General features: G+C 61.2%; 17 protein-coding genes. 6 read left to right on the forward strand and 11 right to left on the reverse strand.

The genetic code is table 11. From position 1 onward, the window contains the following. The first annotated feature begins 97 nt into the window (after nucleotides 1–97). From KJA79_RS02850 to KJA79_RS02875, 6 genes are all read left to right on the forward strand, one after another. Nucleotides 98–907 (forward strand): carotenoid biosynthesis protein, encoded by an 810-nt coding sequence (locus KJA79_RS02850; RefSeq protein ID WP_213040486.1) that lies wholly within the window; start codon nucleotides 98–100, stop codon nucleotides 905–907. Between the two features lie 107 nt (nucleotides 908–1,014). Continuing rightward, entirely contained in the window at nucleotides 1,015–1,632 is a 618-nt protein-coding gene (locus KJA79_RS02855; protein WP_213040487.1) for a c-type cytochrome, read from the forward strand. A gap of 24 nt (nucleotides 1,633–1,656) precedes the next feature. Further along, entirely contained in the window at nucleotides 1,657–1,977 is a 321-nt protein-coding gene (locus KJA79_RS02860; RefSeq protein ID WP_213040488.1) for a DUF5666 domain-containing protein, read from the forward strand. A gap of 6 nt (nucleotides 1,978–1,983) precedes the next feature. After that, the gene (locus KJA79_RS02865; RefSeq protein ID WP_213040489.1) at nucleotides 1,984–2,442 is read left to right on the forward strand and encodes a phage holin family protein; all 459 of its coding nucleotides are present in this window, start codon (nucleotides 1,984–1,986) and stop codon (nucleotides 2,440–2,442) included. Between the two features lie 441 nt (nucleotides 2,443–2,883). Beyond that, on the forward strand, nucleotides 2,884–4,713 hold the full coding sequence (locus tag KJA79_RS02870) for a GAF domain-containing sensor histidine kinase (protein WP_213040490.1): 1,830 nt from the start codon (nucleotides 2,884–2,886) through the stop codon (nucleotides 4,711–4,713). Nucleotides 4,714–5,230: 517 nt separating this feature from the next. Beyond that, complete coding sequence (locus tag KJA79_RS02875; RefSeq protein ID WP_213040491.1) at nucleotides 5,231–5,596, forward strand: hypothetical protein; 366 nt, start codon at nucleotides 5,231–5,233, stop codon at nucleotides 5,594–5,596. A 58-nt stretch (nucleotides 5,597–5,654) separates the two neighbouring features. Here KJA79_RS02875 and KJA79_RS02880 read toward each other — a convergent pair whose 3' ends face one another. The 11 genes from KJA79_RS02880 to KJA79_RS02930 form a co-directional block, all read right to left on the reverse strand. Beyond that, on the reverse strand, nucleotides 5,655–6,230 hold the full coding sequence (locus KJA79_RS02880) for a DNA-3-methyladenine glycosylase (protein ID WP_213040492.1): 576 nt from the start codon (nucleotides 6,228–6,230) through the stop codon (nucleotides 5,655–5,657). A gap of 262 nt (nucleotides 6,231–6,492) precedes the next feature. Beyond that, complete coding sequence (locus KJA79_RS02885; protein WP_213040493.1) at nucleotides 6,493–8,544, reverse strand: TonB-dependent receptor; 2,052 nt, start codon at nucleotides 8,542–8,544, stop codon at nucleotides 6,493–6,495. Nucleotides 8,545–8,668: 124 nt separating this feature from the next. Further along, entirely contained in the window at nucleotides 8,669–9,088 is a 420-nt protein-coding gene (locus KJA79_RS02890) for a DUF3842 family protein (protein ID WP_213040494.1), read from the reverse strand. Beyond that, nucleotides 9,088–9,507 (reverse strand): nickel-responsive transcriptional regulator NikR, encoded by a 420-nt coding sequence (gene nikR, locus KJA79_RS02895; protein WP_213040495.1) that lies wholly within the window; start codon nucleotides 9,505–9,507, stop codon nucleotides 9,088–9,090. Before nikR ends, KJA79_RS02890 begins: the two co-directional genes overlap by 1 nt. A 151-nt stretch (nucleotides 9,508–9,658) precedes the next feature. Further along, the gene (locus tag KJA79_RS02900; RefSeq protein WP_246507486.1) at nucleotides 9,659–10,732 is read right to left on the reverse strand and encodes a response regulator; all 1,074 of its coding nucleotides are present in this window, start codon (nucleotides 10,730–10,732) and stop codon (nucleotides 9,659–9,661) included. A 53-nt stretch (nucleotides 10,733–10,785) separates the two neighbouring features. Then, complete coding sequence (locus KJA79_RS02905; protein ID WP_213040497.1) at nucleotides 10,786–13,542, reverse strand: ATP-binding protein; 2,757 nt, start codon at nucleotides 13,540–13,542, stop codon at nucleotides 10,786–10,788. 15 nt (nucleotides 13,543–13,557) lie between these two features. Further along, nucleotides 13,558–14,223 carry a type II secretion system protein gene (locus KJA79_RS02910; protein WP_213040498.1) on the reverse strand — a complete coding sequence of 222 codons (666 nt, stop codon included), beginning with the start codon at nucleotides 14,221–14,223 and terminating at the stop codon, nucleotides 13,558–13,560. 7 nt (nucleotides 14,224–14,230) lie between these two features. Further along, nucleotides 14,231–14,890, reverse strand: a complete 660-nt coding sequence (locus tag KJA79_RS02915) for a methyl-accepting chemotaxis protein (protein WP_213040499.1) — start codon at nucleotides 14,888–14,890, stop codon at nucleotides 14,231–14,233. Then, the gene (locus KJA79_RS02920; RefSeq protein ID WP_213040500.1) at nucleotides 14,863–15,237 is read right to left on the reverse strand and encodes a hypothetical protein; all 375 of its coding nucleotides are present in this window, start codon (nucleotides 15,235–15,237) and stop codon (nucleotides 14,863–14,865) included. The genes KJA79_RS02915 and KJA79_RS02920 overlap by 28 nt, the downstream gene beginning before the upstream one ends. A gap of 179 nt (nucleotides 15,238–15,416) precedes the next feature. Then, the gene (locus tag KJA79_RS02925; protein WP_213040501.1) at nucleotides 15,417–16,850 is read right to left on the reverse strand and encodes a Do family serine endopeptidase; all 1,434 of its coding nucleotides are present in this window, start codon (nucleotides 16,848–16,850) and stop codon (nucleotides 15,417–15,419) included. Between the two features lie 132 nt (nucleotides 16,851–16,982). Further along, nucleotides 16,983–19,874: a heavy metal translocating P-type ATPase gene (locus tag KJA79_RS02930; protein ID WP_213040502.1), complete on the reverse strand. Its 2,892-nt coding sequence runs from the start codon at nucleotides 19,872–19,874 to the stop codon at nucleotides 16,983–16,985. Nucleotides 19,875–19,915: the final 41 nt, after the last annotated feature.

A 19,915-nucleotide genomic window follows, 5' to 3' on the forward strand; every position in this document is an offset into this window, starting at 1 on the left:
CAGCTCGGGGTGGCTGGGTGAGAACTGGGACACCTCCGGTCTTGCCAGCGCCTGCGGCCTTGCTGAAAGACCTTTTTGAGCATCCTCGACGTACCCGATGGAATTCCTCTTTCTGTTTCTCAAAACGATTTGGTTACGCCCCTACGTCTTTGCCTTTCTCGCGGCCTTTCTAGTTTCCGCCATCGCATCGATCGGCTGGCCGCGGACCTGGCGGTTTTGGCTCATCAGCTGGATGACCGCTTTCGTCTGCGAATATTCCTCCACACGTAACGGCATTCCCTTCGGTTGGTACCACTACAACGGATCCACGGTCGGCCAAGAACTCTATTTCTCGAATATTCCGTTCATGGACTCGATCTCGTTTTCGTTCCTCCTGTTCGCCAGCTATAGCCTCGCCCTCCTGCTGCTCCTCCCGATGGCGTCGGGCTCCCGGGAACCAGGCCTGCGGCTGCCCCGGCTGTCGTTTGCGCTCGGGGACCGAACTTCGTGGCCGGTCTTCATCCTGACCGTGCTGTTTTTCGCCTTCATCGACATGGTGATCGATCCCGTGGCGCTGCGCGGCGACCGCTGGTTCCTCGGCAAAATCTACTATTACCCGGACCCGGGCGTGCATTATGGCGTACCCATGGCCAATTACGTCGGGTGGGCGGTGGTCGGCGCCATCTCGTTGCTGATCTACTTTCCTCTCGACCGACGCCTCGCCGCCGCGCTTCCGCCCCAGACGCCTTCGACGACACACCGGCTGCTGCTGGGCGTGGGCCTCTATTATGGCGTGCTGATCTTCAACCTGGCCGTTACCTTCTGGATCGGTGAGGCACTCCAGGGCACGACCGGCCTGTTGATGTATGTGCCGGTCACCGCCATCCTCCTCCTACGTCTGCTCACCCCTGCACCAGCTTCACACTAAGAGCGCCCGCATTCCTCCCCGAAAGGCCCGCTTCGGTTGGCATTCATTCGACTGAGTCTGTATAGTGAGAAAATGGCTTGGTGGTCGCGTTGTGGGGTGTGCTGCGGATGAAAAAAATCTGCGTGCTGCTGATGCTTGGATTCCTGGCCACCTTAGGATTGCTGGGGTGGTTCGGGTACCAATCCTACACAACCGGATTCAGCGCGAAAGCCGAACCGAACGAGCTGGAGGTGCTGATCGCCCGGCAAGTCCGCCAGTTGGCCATTCCCTACGAAAATCGGCGGCTCCGTAACCCGTTGCCGCTGACTCAGGAGTTGCTCAAGGATGCCAGGGCCCATTTCGCCGACCACTGCGCTTCGTGTCATGCCAACAACGGCAGCGGCGACACCGTGATCGGAAAGAATGTCTACCCGAAGTCGCCGGATCTCCGCCTCCCCGATACGCAGACGATGTCGGACGGCGAGCTGTTCTTTATCATTCAGAACGGCATTCGGTTCACCGCCATGCCCGGCTGGGGCACCGGCGACCCCGCGAAAGACCGCGGGAGCTGGGAACTCGTGCATTTCATTCGCCATCTGCCCAGCATTACCGAGGAAGAACTGCAGGAAATGGCGACTCTGAATCCCAAAACGAAGAAAGAGTTACAAGAAGAATCGATGATCGACCAGTTCCTCGGCGGAGACGATGCCGCCGCCTCCGGCGCGACCGGCGCACACCGCCATTAATGGACCAACGAAAGGACCTTTCCCGTGACATTCCTTCGACTAATGCTTGCCGCACTGCTTTTTCTCAGCGCTCCGGCCTTCGTCGCCGCCCACGGCAGCGGACAACATGTCCTCGGCGTCGTGGCGGCCATTGACTCCACGCACATTGAGGTGAAAACGCCCAAGGGCCAGGTGGTGTCGGTTCGCCTCACCGACAAAACGCAGTACAAAGTCCGCAACCTTCGCCGCCCGAAGAGCCCGCCGCAAGTGGGAGACCGGGTGGTGGTTGAGGCGGAGAAGGGGGCCGACGGCCTGACAGCCACGGAAGTCCATTATTCCGATTCGCAGCCGAAGGCGGCCCAGTAAGGTTCCATGCGCGTCTTTCAATTGTCGCATAGCCGGCACAATGGTCCTGGCGGTGAGGGCCTCCGTCCGCTGGTGACGCGGGTGCTCATCATGGGCCTCGCCGTCTTCCTGGCCGTGACCATCGTGCCCGGCATCGAGTCGGAGACGCTCGGCGCCGGCATGGCCGCCGTGTTGGTCCTCACGCTGCTCAACACCCTCATCCGCCCGCTCCTCTACCTGCTGGCATTGCCGCTGATCGTGGTCTCGCTCGGCCTGTTCATGGTCGTCATCAACGCACTCTTACTGCAAGTGACGGCCGCCCTCGTCAAAGGGTTTACGGTGACGGGATTCGGCGCGTCGTTCTGGGGCGCCCTCGTGATCAGCCTGGTCAGCAGCCTGCTCAATATGCTGCTCGTCGTGGAACACAGCCGCGTGGAGACAAGCCACCGTCCACACCGTCCGCCGACCATCATCAACCCCGACTAGCGGGATGCGGGGAAAGTCCGCCAACGGCGTTCTCGCGAGACTCGGCCGCCTCAGCGGCTCACCGTACCGCAAGGGTACGATGCGCCCCTTCGCTCGCCGGGGCCTTACCGGACGGCCTTGTTGCACATCCTGCAGTGTGAGTTGACGCGAGACGGGACGTAGATCTCAGTGCGCACGCTGATGGAAAGATCGAGTTGTTCTGCAACCTGCCAGCAGGCTCGTGAAAAACGTCGCGCGCAGGATGCGGCATTTCTTGAGTTAGTGTGGGCCGACTGTTACAATGCGCCCCGACGCTCGATCTTCACCGCGGAGAGCGCACCACCTATAACGAGCACCATGCGTCAAACCTGCAGCGGGTTATCGCATCACGATCAGCGCGATGCGTATCGATGGGCCATCGAGATCCCCCTGCCGGTTCGTCGGCATCATGCATAGAGGTCGATGAGTCCCTCAGCCGAATCAGCGAAAGCCGCAGCCGACACCCATCTTCAACGCACCTTGACCTCCGTGCTCAACGGATTGCCGGCCGAGGCCGCCCTGGTGGCGATTTTTCACCAGGAGCAGGGGCCGCTGACCACGCAGATTCATCGAGGGTTCACACCACGCGACGTCCAATCCATCGTCCGCACGCTCTCCTCGCAGAAAGTGCTGACAGCCATCCCTGCGAGCAACGACGCTGAGGTCTCGCGCACGTTGCGGCTTCGTCTGGTGACGCCGGGCGCCAAATCCCTACTCGGGGTGCCGCTCCGCCATCGCAACCGTACCTACGGCTTCCTGGTCATCGGACGGAAAGACAATGCCGTTTTTGCGAAAAAAGATAAGACCATGCTGGAACAGACCAGCGACGACATCACGAAGGCGCTGGAACGGGACAACCTCTTCGATCTGAATGTGCTGCTGAGTCGTCCTTTGGTGGTTCAGGAACCGCAACCGATCGTCGCGGCCCCTGATGCCTATAATCAGCCGACCTCGCATGCAACCCCGGAGATTCAGGGCAAAATCGTCGTGCTGCTCAATGAGCTCAACCAGACCCTGGCGTTCGACCGCGCCTGGATCGGCGCCTACGATCCGCTCGCGGGCAACGTCGAGGTGCTCGGCATCGCCGGAGAACAGAAGACCGATCCCAAGGATCAGAAAAAAGATCTCAAAGCCGGCCAGCGCCTCACGCTCGATGCGTCGGCCGCCGGATGGGTGGTGCGCCATCGAAAACCCCGGGTCGACCATGATCTGGCCTCAACCCAAGGGCGCTTCCTCGATCACAAGCACTTGTACAAAGACCGGTTTCAGTCGTCGTTGGTCCTGCCGTTTTTCCTGCGCGGCCAAGTCGGCGGCACCATCACCCTCGCCTCGAAGGAAGCAGACCGATATGCTGTGACCGATGCCCGCTTGCTCGAACCGATCAACCTCAAGTTGGTCGAGTTACTACAAGCCGCTCCTCCTGCAGCAACCGGGACAACCAAAACCGAAGGCGCGCCCGATGCCGAGGCCGGCACCCCTACACTGATTTCCGCCGAGCCCGTGATCAGAAAACAGGAACGGCAGGCCGCCATCGGCGAATTCAGCGCCTTCCTCGCCACGGAAATTCGGGAACCGCTGGGGTCGATTCGCGCACAACTGGAAGAAGTCACGGCGGAGGGCATTCTCGATTTCGACCCGCAAACCCGTGTCGAAAACGCCATGCGCGACCTCATTCGTATCGAGGCGATCCTCAACGAGATCCTCGACTTCGCCAAGCCGCTGGACCTCAATCGCCGCCTCTGCCGCGTCCCGGAAATGGTCGAAAACGCCCTGACCGTGGTGGCGACGGAGCTCGAAGCCACCCGCATTCAAGTCGTCAAGGAGTATCCTGGCGTCCTTGCGCCGGTCCGAACCGATGAAGCCAAGATGCAGCAGGTCTTTCTCAGTATTTTCAAGAATGCGATCGAGGCGATGACGCCAGGCGGCATCCTGACTATCAGCATGAGCAACCAGCGGGCCGGACGGCACCTGGAAGTCCAGATCCTGATCAAGAACAATGGTGCGCCGATCCCCCCGGAACATGTCGACAAGGTGTTCGAGCCGTTCTTCACCACGAAACGGTCCGGCACCGGCCTCGGCCTCGCCACCGTGAAAAAGATTGTCGAAGAACATCAGGGGAGCATCGGCATTGCCGGAACGCCCGGCGAGGGAACCACCGTGACCATTCGCCTGCCCGGCGTCAGCCGAGGGCCTGCACATCGCTATCGAGGACGCGGACGCCGCCCTCCGCGCCGCCCCACCGCCGCATCCTAATCTTTCAACTGCTTCTGGACGACCACGTCACAGCGACGCCCTAGCTAGTCATCCAAGCTGTCCACCTGCAAAAATGGGTCGAGCACATCGACGTACTTCGCCCTCAAAAGGACGGGCAGGGGCGAGCCTCCTCATGCGCGCATCCAACGAGGGCCTTCTGAGGCCGCGCGTTGTGCGAGCAAAGGAGGCTCCCGCGCCAGTCCTCTCCCTCCTCCCTCTTCCCGAACGCCTACACCTACGGGTGGTCATCGAGGCCGTCCACCTGCGCGCATGGGCCGAGCACACATCCCTCTCTGCCATCAAGGCTGGGCGTGGTGCGTTTCCTCGTGCGCGCGTCCAACGAGGGCCTTCTGAGACCGCGCGTTGCGCGAGCAAAGGAGACGGCCCACGCCCGGCCTCCCCCCCCTTTATTCTTGACACGGCTTCCGCAGATAGCTAAGATTCCGGCACTCATTAGGCTTTTAACGTCTATATACTCGACCACCATACTTTCACATTCTTTCAAAGGAGTAGGGGTATGAAACTCGTGATCGGCAGCGTCGCGACCCTTGCAGGTGTACTGTTTCTGTGTTCGATGGCCTCCGCCAACCCGGCGCTGTTGCCGAAGCACGAAGGTTATCCGATGAAGAACGACGGCAGCCCGGTCACGGGACAGCCGACGGCCAATGACCCTGGGCAAAAAGATGCCCGCGGGGAATCCACACTGCTGAAATCCGCTGAATCCACCAAGCATGCCGAGCAAAAGTTGGTGAAGACGGACAATGCACGAATCACCGAAGGCCAGGGCGCAGGCCGCTTGCCGAACGTGCAGGGCCCACAGATCAAGATTGAGCCGCCCGTGACCTCCGCCACCAAGATCACCGGCGAGCGCAAGATCGACTAGTTCTTGGTTCCTCGACTCCGTTCTACGAAGGGGAAGCCGTCCACCGGCTTCCCCTTTTTTATTTCCTGCTAAGCGCCCGTTTGGTGATGGGACGACCGGGCTTGGACGCCTCGGTCGTCAGACGAAACCGCCAGGGCTTGTGCGCCCATTCGCCGGCATAATCCACGCCGATACGGGGATGGGTTTTGAGCCAACCAGGCGGTACGGCCTCGCCGCGGTCCTCAAACCAAAGTGACTGGCCGAGCGTCAGGTCGCAACGATTCAAGCGCCGGTCGATATCGAAGGCGCGGGTCAACCGCCCTGGGCCATCGATCAACCGTCCGTCGCATTCTACCGCTCGGAGAAGAATCGCCGCCGGAAATCCCTCCTGCTCCGTGACCACATTCAACATTTCATACATGCCGTAGCACAGGTAGACATAGGCATGTCCCGGCGGCCCGAACAGTACATCCGTCCTAGCCGTCCGCCCCTTCGACGCATGGCAGGCCTTATCTTCCGTGCCGACATAGGCCTCGACCTCGATGATCCTTCCGGCAATCAGCCGACCGCCCTGCTCGCGCACGAGATATTTCCCCACCAACGAACGAGCCACATCGAGGGTCGGTCGATCGAAATAGTCACGAGGAATGATCATGGCTGCTCCAAAACACGCTGTCCAGGTTGGCTGAAATCGTAAATGCCGATGGCCCTCACTTTCAATCGATGCAAGGGTCTCATAGAATCGTGTTCTCTCACAGTCCCTGCATCCCGCACGAGACCCGCAGCCCCACCGCCGCTGCTCACAATGTCCGTCCGGCAAGGCCGCAGCCGGTGGCAGCACCGCAGGCGTACCCTTGCGGTACGTCGAGGATGAGGCCGAGGCGAGAACGAAGCTGGCGGGCATTTTCAGCAGCCTGTCAGAAGTACCAGGCGAGACCGCCCATCACAAACCGCGGACTCCCCGGCACGAAATGCGTGTCCGCGATGCCGGCCGCTCCGTTACGCAGGCGGGAATCGAAGAAGAACGTGGCCTGCTCCCATTTCGTATTGAAGAGGTTCTGCACGAAGAGGAACGCCTCAAGCCTCCCGTGTGACAATTTCACCGGAAGTTGGTACCGTTCCGACAGGTCGAAGGTCGTCCAGGACGGCGCCTTCGCACTACGATCTTCGATCAAAGGTCGAACGCCGAGATAGGTCGCCTGGATCTGTGACGTAAGCCCCTCCGGCCAGCGCAACAGCAACGCGCCATAGGCCGTCACTTCAGGCGCCAGTGGAATCGCGTCCCCGTTCGTGAATTCCGCCTTGGTCCAGGTGACGCTACCGTTGAAGTAGAGCGGTCCCCAGACCTGCCCACGTGCCGCGACCTCCATGCCGCGGCGGCGTGAAGCCCCCCGAATTTCCGTGGTCCCTTCATCCCCCACGAAGACGAGTTCCTGCTTCAAGTCCAGCGCCCACAGGGTCGCGGTCAGTTCGACCCCCTCAGGCCCCCACGGTTTTGAGCGGAGACCGACCTCGTAATTTTTCGCCCTCGCCAGAGGTGACGCCGCCTGGGCAACCGCTGAGCGGGCGTCGTTGCTGTGGTAGCCCTCGCCATAGTTGGCGAAGAACTCCGTCCTGAACCAGGGCCCCAGAATCACATTCATTTTCGGGAGCACAAGCCCGGAACTCGTATTGCCGGCCGGCTGTTCCGAACAAGTTGTGCAGCGGTTCCGCACGTCAAACGTGAAGACTTCGGTGCGGACGCCGCCAGCCAATCGCAACCAGGGCATCGGCTGCAGTTCGAGCTTGAGGAACGGCCCGTAGGAGGCTTCGAAAATGGTGCTATCCACGGTGGTTCCCAGAGGCGCCCGCTTCACTTGCGGCCCCAGCCGCGCATGAATGTCGTCTACCCGTGCTTGCACGCCCACCGTAGCGGCTCCATCCATATCAAAGAAGCGGACGAGCTGTTTGTAGCCCACATCGCCGCCGTAGATCACGCGCCGGTCCGACTGTTGAAAGCCGTCGCCGTTGACCGGGTCGTTCAGGAAAAAAGTAAAATTCGTGAACAGATCGAACCGGTAATACTGGGCATAGGCATTGGCGAAGAACCGCCCGCCCGCCGGCCTGTCGTAATGGTAGTTCAGCCGCCCCGTGCTGCGGAGTGTCTTCCCGCCTTCGCTCGGATCAATCGACCCGAATCGATCCAGTGAGCCATCATGGACTGCGCGGAGGGGAATCTCGCCTGACCCATTCCACTGCGACTTCTGAAACGTGCCGGTGATGACGAGTTCGTCCCGGCCGAGCGGGTTCATCGTGGCCTTGCCCAACAGATTGCCGCGAAGATACCGGTTGTCGTTCAGGAAAGGTCCATCGGTGTAGTAGCCTTCCGCCGCAAACAGGGTTCGCACCTTGTCTTTGGTCGGCGAGAACATCAAGAGATGCCGCTGCGTGTTGAACTGCCCGCCGGCCGACTGCACGACTCCTTCTTTCACCATGTCACGCGTGCGAAAGTTCACGGCGCCGGCCGTAGCAAAGTCTCCGTACTCGGGCAGGTAGGCCCCTTTAAAGACATCGACGCCTTCGATGGTTTCCGGGATGATGAAGTTGAGATCGGTGTAGCCTTGTCCGTGGGCATGGCTCCGAAGATTAATCGGCATCCCGTCGGTGAAGAATGCGACATCGGTCCCATGGTCGGCATCGAACCCGCGCAGGAAGTACTGGTCGGCCTTTCCCGCGCCACCGGAATGTTCGACCGCGACGAACCCGGGAATCAGCCGCAACACCTGGGCCGGGCGGCCTTGCGGCTGCATGAGATATTCCTTGTCGGGGATGAACTGTTGGGAAGACGCCGCAACCGGCCGATCGGCCTCAACCTGTATTTCGAGCACCTCCAGATCCGGAGCATCAGGGTCATGCGCCTGGGCTGACAGCACCATCCCGAGACACAACACAAGGCTCCCCATCCCTACCCACCCTGCACACTGTCGCATAACATCTCCCATCAGATCCTGTGAGCGGACAAGCATTGACCATAGGCCGTCAACGGCCCGTGCCGGCCGCTTCAGACCTTCGTGCTCTGACTGTTGTGAGTGAGTAGGGGCGAGACCGTCGCCCTTAGGCTGTCGGTCTGAGCAGAAACGCGATCCGCTGAACGGCGTGGTCGATCAAGGCATCGAGGGTTCGTCCCTCCGCGCCCACCACTTCGACCTTCCGTGTATTGACGGGCAAGAGCATTTTTTTCGCCTGGGAATCCAGCACCGCTCGCACAAGCACCGGCGTCACTTCACCGAGCATGGAGCCCGGCATCAACAGGCTGAGCGAACCTACGATCATATCCGCAGCATGGAGCCGGCGACGAATCGATTGCGGCACCGTCTCGATAGCTGTCGCCCCCGCCCGTGCCATGGCTTCGGCAGAGACACGATTGAGCCCGACTCCGATGATGGTATGGCCATCCGCGACAACGCCGCGTAACCCTTCCACCATCCGGCTGCCGAGACCTCCCCCGCGACCATCCACCACACAAATCGTCATCAGAGGCTGAGCCCCTTGCCCGTCGTCGTCATCGTAAGCTTGCCGTGCTTGACACCTTTGACGCTGAGTAGCGCATCGGCGACCTTGCGAATGGCCGCGCCCTTGCCCCGAGCCACCAAGACCTCCAGGCAATGATCATGGTCCAAATGCACATGCATCCCCGCCATGATGTGGCCCTGGAAATCATGCTGAATGTGGACCAGTTTTCTCGTCAAATCCGGCACATGATGGTCATAGACGAAGGTGATCGTCGCCACCGTCTCTTTATTCTCGTCCCACTGCTGCCCGACCAGGCTGTCCCGAATCAGATCGCGAATCGCTTCCGAGCGATTGGTATAGTTGCGCCGTTCGATCAGACGATCGAATTCCGCGAGCAGATCCTGGTCGAGGGACACGCCGAATCGCACAAGTTGTGTCATCGCATCTCACAATGTGGCACGAATTAACTTTTCGTGGCACGGATAGTACAGAAACCAACGCTGACTCGTCAAGCAAGGGATAGACCCGTCGTCGACATTACGGTGGTTGCGGGAAGGAAGCGGGGGCAGAGCACTCGAACCGGCGGAAGTCCTAGCCGAAGAACGGCGTACCCGTTACGTCGGCCAGCAATGTCTCACCGTCGCGGTCGATGAGTTTCAGAAACAAACCACTCAACTCCGGATCAAACTGCGTCCCGGCATGGCGCGCGATTTCTTCCCTGGCCTGACTCAGCGTCAACGGCGTCTTGTACGAACAGGCGTGGGTCATCACATCGAAGGAATCCGCCAGCGCTACAATGCGCCCGCTGAGCGGCGTCTGCACGTCTTTTAGCTTGTGGTAGCCCTTCCCGTCCCATCGTTCATGATGCGTCAGGGCGATTTCCCGCGCCATCATCAACAGGGGCGACCGGCTGTCCGCCAAGATCTTCGAGCCGAGCTTCGTATGCGCCTTCATCGCTTCGAATTCGGCGGGCTCGTACACTCCCTCCTTCATGCTGATCGCATCGCGTACGCCGATTTTCCCCACATCGTGGAGCGGCGCCGTCTTTTTAATCAGATCCGCCTGATCGGGCGGCAACCCCTTCAGCTCCGCGAGTAACATGGCCACACGCCCGACTCGCCAGGCGTGGGCGCCGGTGGCGTCATGCCGGTATTCGGATACCAGCACCAGCCGGTTCAGCAGGTCCAACTGCGTCTGCTCGACGACTTTGGTGCGCAACCGGACTTGCGCTTCCAAATGTTCGTTGTGCATCCGGACCTGCTGGTGCAGCCGCCTGGTCTGCAGTTGATTCTTGATGCGCAGCACCACTTCCGTGGCATCCACCGGCTTGTTGAGAAAATCGTTGGCGCCTTCGGCCAGCGCCTTGTGTTTCGTCGGCGCATCCAGCTCGCCCGTCACGATCAGAATCGGCACATAGTCTTCGGCGGGAATCACCTGTCGCAACTGCCGCATGACTTCCATGCCATCCATGTGCGGCATGCGCATGTCGAGGGCGATCAGGTCCGGCTTGACCTCTCGATACAACTGCACCGCCTGACGAGGGTCGTTCGTCATCGTAATCCGGCTAAAGCCGGCCTGCTTGAGGAAGGCCTCCATCAGCTTGGTGCAATGGGCTTCGTCATCCACCAAAAGAAGCTTGATGGTGCTCAGATCAAGGTCCTGCATCACGTTCACGCCGGTCCTCTGTCCGCATATTTCTACGGTCGAGACTACCACCGTCAGGCCGCCTCGCCAATTTCTTTTCCGCTCTGCGCAGGGAGTGCGCGGGGAAAGGTGAGAGTGGACAAGGTCCGCTGTAATGCCGCCATGGTCAACGGCTTGCTCAGCTCGGCATCGACGGCCGACGACGCGGTCTCCGTGACATCAAGCTCGTCGCCGCCGGTCAGAAGCACCACCGGGGTGTCCGGCGACACCTGCTTAATCACCTCGGCCAATTGCCGCCCGGTCATGTGCGGCATGCCGTGGTCGGTCACGACCAGATGCACCCGCTCGGGATTGAACCGCTTCACAGCCTCGGCCGCGCTGGTCACCACCTCCACCTGATGACCGGCCACTCGCAGATATTCTCCGGTGACACGCCCCACCAGCGGATCGTCGTCGACCACGAGAATCCTCAGCCGCACACCGTCCAGACTGTGACCTTCCTGCTTGGTGCCGGCCTCTTGTTCGGCCTGAATCGGCAGACGAATGCTGAAGGTCGTCCCGACTCCGACGGCACTGGTGATGTCGATCGTCCCGCGCAGCCGTTTGATGATCCCGTACACCATGGCCAAGCCGAGCCCGGACCCTTTTTCGCCCTTGGTGGAAAAAAACGGTTCGAGACAACGCCGCCGCACCTCTTCGGTCATGCCCGTGCCGGTGTCGGTGACTTCCAGTCTCACATGGGCACCATCCGCTTTCGTCCGCAACGTGATCGAGCCGCTCTTCGGCATGGCATCCACGGCGTTGAACACCAGATTGGTCAACACTTCGCGTAACTCCGATTCATGCCCGGCCACCGGAGGTACCGAATCCAATTCCGTCTTGATTTCGACAGCCACCCCGTTCGCCAAGGCCTGGTCCTTCCATTTCGGCTGGCTCAGTTTCACACTTTGCTGGACCAAACTGTTCAGATCGACAATGCCGGCCAGGTCCGCGTCGAGGCGAGGGCGATAAAACTCGCGCAGGCGGCTCACAACCTTCGCGGCATCCTTGGCGGCCATATTGATCGTCTGTAGATATTCCTTCAGTTGCACGGGGTCGGCGGACATCTGTGGAGCAATGAGCAACAGTTCGCTGAATCCCATAATCGGCGACAGGGTGTTGTTGAAGTCGTGGGCGATGCCGCTGGCCATTTGGCCGAGGGCGCGAAGCCGTTCCTGTTGCACCATCTGCTGCTGCGCCGTTTGCAGGTCGGTCAGCGCTTGCTCAAGACGTGTATTGCTCTCACGCAGCGACGTCTCCGCCCGTTTACGCTCCGCCAGATCGGACGCATTACTCAGCGCCACCGCCACCTGATCAGCCAATTGCCGCAATTGCGCGAGCTGATCGTCATTCATGCCTGGGGCGCGCCGATAACTGAGCGCAATCCCGCCCAGCAGGTCGCGAGAACGGAACAACGGCAGCACCAGCAACGAGGCAACGCCGGCAACGCAGAGCGGCCCGAACACGCCGCCCGTTGACGGCCTGGCCAAGGTCGCGCTGCCTTGGTGAGTCACGAGCAATCGGCGGTCCTCCTCGCTCACCGCCACGCCCGTTACGCCGGTCTGTGCCTGATCCGACCCGAGGCGGGCATACAGCCACCCGCGTGCCGCATCAGCAGGATCGACCAGCAGAACCGCAATTCCCTCGCAGGGCGACACGTCACGCAATCGGGCCAAGACGGTATCCACAATGCGACTGGGATCCAGCACCGACAGCACCGAGCGGTCAATTTCGTGGATGGTTGCCAGTTGGGTGAACTGCTGATTCAGCCGGTTCGCCATGGCATTAAAAGAGACGGCGAGTTCCTCAAATTCATCTCCGCTCTCGACCCGCACCGGTTGTGAGAAGTTTCTCGCCGCGACGCGTTTGGTTCCTTCCCCGAGTTGCTCAAGGGGAATCATGGTTTTGCGAATCTGACTCACGCTGAGCAGCGCCACGGCCAGCAGCGCGATCGCGACGATCAATATGAACCGGTAGTGAAACCTCCCAAGCGGCGCCAGCACGGAACTCCGGGGCTCGCTCAACACCACCGTCCACGGCGCGGTCGAAAACTGGAACCGTAGCGGGATCGCCCAGGACCCGGCCAGATACACATCTTGTTCGTCTCGCCACTCGAATAACCCGGCGCCGCCTTCTCCCCGCGCCGACCACTGCTGCAGCAACGTCGCAGAGACGCCATGACTGCAGAACAATATTTCCCCGGCCTGGCCGAAGACACACATCGAGGTGTCGGCCGGCAACGTCATGCTGCCGACCAGGTCCCATAGAAATTCGTGATGGATTTCCGCCACGACCATTCGCCCGTCGAATTCGGACAGTCTGGAGAGGAAGACGCGAGGCCCATCCGCGCCGGACGATTCGACGGCGAGCAGCGTCTTGTTTTGATGCAGCAGTGCCCGCTGCGCCTGGGTGAAGGCCGGGAGAGAACGCAACTCACCAAGAAACACGGAGGTCTCGCCGGCCTCGGACACAGCGGCCATCCCGACAAAGCCCGGAAGGCTCGGCAGCATCTGCGACGGCGACTCCCCAACCTGCGGCGCCGCACCCGCATGCCGTTGCGCGATGGTCGACAGGAGTTCCGCTTCCAGGAGCAACAGCCGTTGATAGACGGCCATGCCCATGGCTTTGCTTTCCTGCCGCACACGACGCTCGGCCTGCTGCGTGAGCTGACTCCTCACGTCAGCGAGCGAGACCAGGCTCAACGCACCGACCGGCAAGAGCGCACAGAGGATGAAGAGCACAAACACGCGGCGGGCGACACGGCTGCGGAGGAAGGTGTACTCGATCTGCACTGGAGCTTGTTCTCGCTAAAATTCTACCGCCAGCCCGACAAAGCTGCCGTCATTCGCGCGAATGATATCGTCATGACTTTTCCTGGCCGTCAGGGGTTCGACACTCTCCCCGTCTTTGCCCATACTGTACAGATCGTAGTCGGAATTGATCGGGTGCAGAAACCGGTCCTTGCGAGGCGTACCTCTGGAAGCATTCCCGCCGGCTGCGGCGTAGGCCTCATTCGGCAGGAGCCATTGCCAAGCACCGCTGTTCCCTCCGCCGTTGCCATTGCCGCCGCCCCCACCGCCTCCTCCACCACCGGAGGAATTTCCGCTTCCACCGCCGGCACCGCCGTCCCCTCCTGCATTGCCGTTGCCGCCCGCGTTGCCACCACCATTCCCAGGCAGGCTTAGGGACGCTATGTTCAGATATTCGTAGGAATTGCCCCAGGGGTCAACAATATCGCCTGCTCCCGCATCCGCCAATGTGTTCGGGTAGACATCGTACGCGGTCTTGTACGAATCGATGGCGCGGGAGATATAGCGAATTTCGGCGATGCAACGTGTAATTCTGGCCTTGTCCAAATATCCCAGGTAGGTCGGCACGGCCAATCCGGCTAGGAGACCGACAATCACCGTCACAATCGCCAACTCGATGATGGTAAATCCCTGTTGGCGACGATCGAGAACGGCGTGAGTCATCACGATCCTAAAATCCTGCCGCGGTCGGCAACGTCGCGGGGGTCGGCTCAACTGGTTGAGAGTCTGTCTGGAAGGGTTCCATCGCCTGCGCAAGTTGTTCAACGGTCGCGCGTAACCGTTCTGTTTCCTGTTCCACCTCCCGCAACGCCCCACGCGCGGCTGCCGCCTTCAGCCGTTCCAATTGCGGGGTCATGTCGGCATGGTGCGCCTCGATCCGGCCGATCTTCTCCCGCAAGGCGTTGACCATTTCTCCAAGACATTGGGCTTCGACATGGAGATAGTCGCTCTTGCGGATCGACGTGCGCACGGTCAGATCCCCGCTTGCGACGGACTGAAAAATCCGCCGAAAGCGATAGAGTGGACCGGCGATCCGGTGCGAAAAGAACACGCCGTGCACGATCAACAGGAGCGAGACGACCACCACCACCGGCCAGAACCGGCTGTGTAACAATTCGAACTGCTCGGCCACGCGCTGCGCCTCGACCGAGGAGAGCGGCAGGTGGTTGAGTTCCAGCATCAACGGCACAAAGAGCGCCGCCGACACCGCGACAATCACGACCACCACATAGCAGAGGCTCAGGCACAGGAACCGCGGCTGAACCGTATCCCACAGGAAGTGCCGTCTGAATCGTGGCCGGCTCATGTGGCCGCCGCCTTTTTCGTCCATGTTAAATGATCCTGATTTTTGAAGATGATTCGTCCGCCGCCCGCCGGCTCATAGAAGAACGCCAGCTGAAATTTGGCCTGGTCGGCATCTTGGTACGACAGGACGAACAGGGTCTTGCCTGCTTCCCGGCTTTCGTCGACCTTCGTAATCACATAGCCGTCCGCCGCGACCGCACTGGTCCCGAAACCGATTCGTCCCTGGTCGATGAACATATGCTGGTCGGTGTAGCCCTCAGTCTGCGTTTCCCACACGCCGACGAGGTACGACGGGGTCCGATCCGGCTCCGGTGAACAGGCCACACTGAGCCCCAGCAGCAACAGGCAACCCAGCGCTCTCATCGACCGCACGGAACACCTCTTTGTGATGGCGTATGCCAGAGATTCCTGGGCATGCGCCATCAGTGTGCCACAGCGGTCTGCAATTTCAATTTCTTTGGAGTTTTTCGCTGGCGCGAGATGACCAGCCGGATTGGCCTTGAGACACACGGCCGGACAACAGGGGATGCCGATCTGCCGTCGAGTGCGAGCTATTCGCTTTGAATCGGAATGTACAGGAGACTGCCCTGTCTGTTGATGAGCAGGAGCGCGAGGTCCGTGGAGCGGAGCGGCTCGGCGAGCCGTTGAAAGGTGCTGAAATTGGGGATGGGTTGCCGGTTGAGTTCCAGAATCAGGTCGCCGGGCTGCAGCCCCGACACTTCCGCCAGGCTCCCGTCTTCGATATCCGTCACCACCAAACCAGTGTTGGCAGGAAGATCCATCTGCCGCGCCAATGCGGGCGTGATCTCATCGACGATCACGCCTGACAGGGGATGTGCCGTGGGGCCGGCCGTCTCAGCAGTCTGCGCCTTGCGTTGCCGCTCGCGTGGCGCTTCCTGCACCGTCAATTCGGCCTGCATCAAACGGGCATCGCGGAGAAGCTCGACCCGGTGTTTGCTGCCGATGGTGGCCGCTGCCATGAGGTTGCGCAGATGGCCGCTGTCCATGACATCACGCCCATCGAACCGCACCACCACATCGCCGCGTTTCAACCCCGCCCGTTCGGCTGAACCCTTGGCCTGCAGATCGGTGATGATCGACCCCTTCACGTCCGGGAGGTGAAAAATCTTAGCCAGCAGCGGCGTGACATCTTGCGTGGACGCGCCCAGAAATCCGCGGACCACACGGCCCGTCTTGATGAGGCTCTGCATGGCGGTCCTGGCCATGTTGCTGGGAATGGCAAACCCGACGCCGACGCTCCCGCCGGTAGGGCTGGCGATGGCTGTGTTGATCCCGACCAACTCACCATTCGTGTTCACCAATGCGCCGCCCGAATTACCGGGGTTGATCGGCGCATCGGTCTGAATGAAATCTTCCACATCGGCGACTCCCACGTCCGCACGGCCGACCGCGCTCACGATGCCGAACGTCACCGTGCGGCTCAAACCAAGCGGATTGCCGATGGCCAGGACAAAATCTCCGACCGCGAGCGCACTGGAATCACCCCAGGCCGCCGAGGGGAGGCCGGTGGCATTGATCTTCACGACGGCCACATCGGTCTTCGGATCAGTCGCAACGACACGGCCCTTGAATTGCCGTCGATCGGCCAGAATAACTTCCACATCCACCGCATCGGCGACGACATGGTTGTTCGTGATGATATAGCCGTCGGACGACACAATCACGCCGGACCCCTGTCCGTACTGGCGGCGTGGCGGCACATCCTTAAACATGCCGAACGGCAGACCTTCATCGCTGAACGCCTGGTCGTGCACCATGACGGTGGAGGCAATACTGACGACGGCGGGAAGGACTTTCGCTGCGGTGGCCCGCACCTGTGCCTGCAAATCGCCATTGGTGCTGACCTTTGACAGACGCGGTGCAAACAGATCCGCAGCCGAGGCAGACCAATCCGGCCCGCCCCCTAACAGGGCGCCCGCGATTCCTAGAACCAACAGGCCCGCTTGTGGTCGACCTAATGACATGGCGTGAGACATCCCTCACCGGCTACGAAAAGCTCGCTCCTTCCAGAACCGTTCGCGTTGCGCTCCCCATTCCGTCGAGCGTCAAAAATAATCCGCAGCCTATCACGCACCATCTACCTGCACACGCAGAACTCATAAATCGGTCTGCCGAAGGCGTAACGCGTTCGAAATCACGGAAAGGGAACTCAATGTCATGGCAGCACTGGCGATCATCGGGCTGAGGAGAAGCCCGAACACCGGATAGAAGAGCCCGGCGGCGACCGGGACACCAATACTATTGTACACAAAGGCGAAGAAGAGATTCTGACGGATATTTCGCATGGTCGCCTTACTCAACCGATAGGCCCGGACGATTCCCCGCAAATCGCCTTTCACCAAGGTCACCCCGGCATGCTCCATCGCGACATCGGTCCCGGTACCCATGGCGATGCCGACATCCGCCTGCGCAAGGGCCGGCGCATCGTTGATGCCGTCCCCGGCCATCGCGACAACCTGGCCTTGCCGTTGTAACTCTTGCACGATCCGGCTCTTCTCTTCCGGTTTCACGCCGGCCCTGACCTCATCCAATCCCAATTCCTTGGCTACAGCCTGCGCCGTCACGGCATGGTCGCCGGTCACCATCACCAGGCGAATGCCCTCCTGTCTCAACCAGCGGAGCGCCTCCGGCGTGGAACTCTTGATCGGGTCAGCCACGCCCAGCAAGCCGATCGCGCGGCCGTCCACGGCAACCACCATCACGGTCTGCCCTGTCTGCCGCATCAGCTCGGCATTGGCCTCCAAGTCGGCAAGCGCGGTCTCGGCGCCGACCTTTAGCTCCCGTAGCCAATCGATGGTGCCCACCGCAACCCGCTTCGTCCCGACGGTCGCCATGACGCCTTTCCCCGCCTTCGACGTAAACCCGGTTGCCGGTTCCAAAGTGATTCCTCGCGCTTCGGCCCCGCCGACAATCGCATTGGCGACCGGATGCTCACTCGCCCGCTCGACCGACGCGGCCAATCGCAAGAGATCCGTTTCGGACCAGGGCGACAATGCGCTGACCACCCGCAACTTCGGCTTGCCTTCCGTCAACGTCCCGGTTTTGTCGAACACCAGGGTCGTGATCTGTTCAATCCTCTCCAACGCCTCGGCCTTCTTGAACAGCACCCCGGCCGACGCCCCGCGCCCGGTCCCCACCATGATGGACATGGGCGTCGCCAACCCAAGCGCGCAAGGACAGGCGATGATCAACACCGCCACGGCATTCAACAGGGCATGCGCAAGGCGGGGCTCCGGTCCCAGCCACGCCCACAGCAATCCACTGACGATCGCCACGCCGACAACGGTCGGCACAAAGTACCCGGCCACCACATCGGCGGTGCGCTGGATAGGCGCTCGACTGCGTTGCGCCTCGGCCACCATTTGAACGATGTGGGACAACAGCGTATCCGCTCCCACCCGATCCGCTCGCATCACCACGCCGCCTGATCCGTTGATCGTGCCGCCGGTGACCCGGTCCCCGGCATATTTTTCGACAGGCATGGATTCGCCGGTAATCATCGATTCGTCGATCGACGTCGAACCTTCGAGTATGATTCCGTCCACCGGCACCCGTTCGCCAGGACGCACCCGCAGCCGATGGTCGACCTGCACCTGTTCAAGCGGCACATCCTCTTCACGGCCGTCATCACGCAACAGGCGCGCGGTCTTAGGCGCCAGGCCGAGCAGCGCCCTGATCGCACCGGTCGTGCGACTCCGGGCTCGGAGTTCCAAGACCTGGCCTAAGAGCACCAACACGGTAATCACTGCCGCCGCTTCGAAATACACCGGCACCGCCCCGCTCTCAAGATGGAACGATGGCGGGATCCACGACGGGAGCAACGTGGCAACGACGCTGTAGAGATAGGCCGTGCCGGTGCCGATCGCGATCAACGTAAACATGTTCGGGCTGCGGTGCACGATCGACGCCCAGCCGCGCTGAAAAAACGGCCATCCGGCCCAGAGCACCACCGGCGTGCTGAGCACAAACTGCACCCAGGCCGACTGGATGTCCGACAGAAGATGTTGCATCGGATGGCCAGGAATCATATGCGACATGGCCAACAGGAACACCACCGCCGCGGGTGCCAGTGCCACCCAGAACCGTCTGGCCATATCGACCAGTTCTGGATTCAGCTCCTCCGCGACGGTGACCGTCCGTGGCTCCAGCGCCATTCCGCACGTCGGACAGGCCCCCGGCTCCGCCTGCACGATCTCCTGATGCATCGGGCAGACATATTCCGTCTTGGTCGGCAGCGGTTGCACGGAATCCGGTTCCAAAGCCATCCCGCATTTCGGGCAAGGGACCGGCTTCTCCTCCAACACTTCAGGACACATGGGACAGACATACTTGGTCCCCGGAGGAACCGGGGTCGGAGGCATCGACTCTTTGGCGGCACCCGGCGACAAATAGCGTGACGGATCTGCGCGAAACTTGGTGAGACAACCCTGGCAGCAGAAGTGGTAGGTCGTGCCTTCGTAAGCGAAAGACCCGGCTGCCGTGGCCGGGTCCACCGTCATCCCACAGACGGGGTCAATGACCGTTGCCGTCGTCGGCCCTGCAGACGAAGCCCCCAACATGGGTAGGGCCTTTCCCCCGAACTGCCGAAGAGGCGTCGGCGGGACTGACGCGGTAGGGGCAAGGTACCGGGCCGGATCGGCGAGGAACTTCGTGAGACAGGCCTGGCAGCAGAAGTAATAGGTCTTCTGTTCATGGGTGTGGGGGCCGGCCGCCGTGGCCGGCTGGACGGTCATCCCGCAGACCGGATCGCGCTCCCCTCCTGTCACCGGCTGTTCCGGCATCGCCTGCATCATCGGCAGCGGCCGGCGGCCTGGCTGTTGAGCACCGACCCGGGCGGGGACTGCCTTCGTCACGTACTGAGTCGGCTGGGCGCGGAACCGGTCGAGGCAGTGGAGGCTGCAGAAATAGTAAGTCTGGCCCTCATGTTCCGCATACCCCGCCGCCTGGTCCGGCTCCACCGTCATGCCGCAGACTGGATCACGTGCCATGCATTACTCCGCTGGGAAGCGAAGAGCGTATGGCCGATGGC

Source organism: Nitrospira defluvii (assembly GCF_905220995.1).
GTDB lineage: Bacteria > Nitrospirota > Nitrospiria > Nitrospirales > Nitrospiraceae > Nitrospira_A > Nitrospira_A defluvii_C.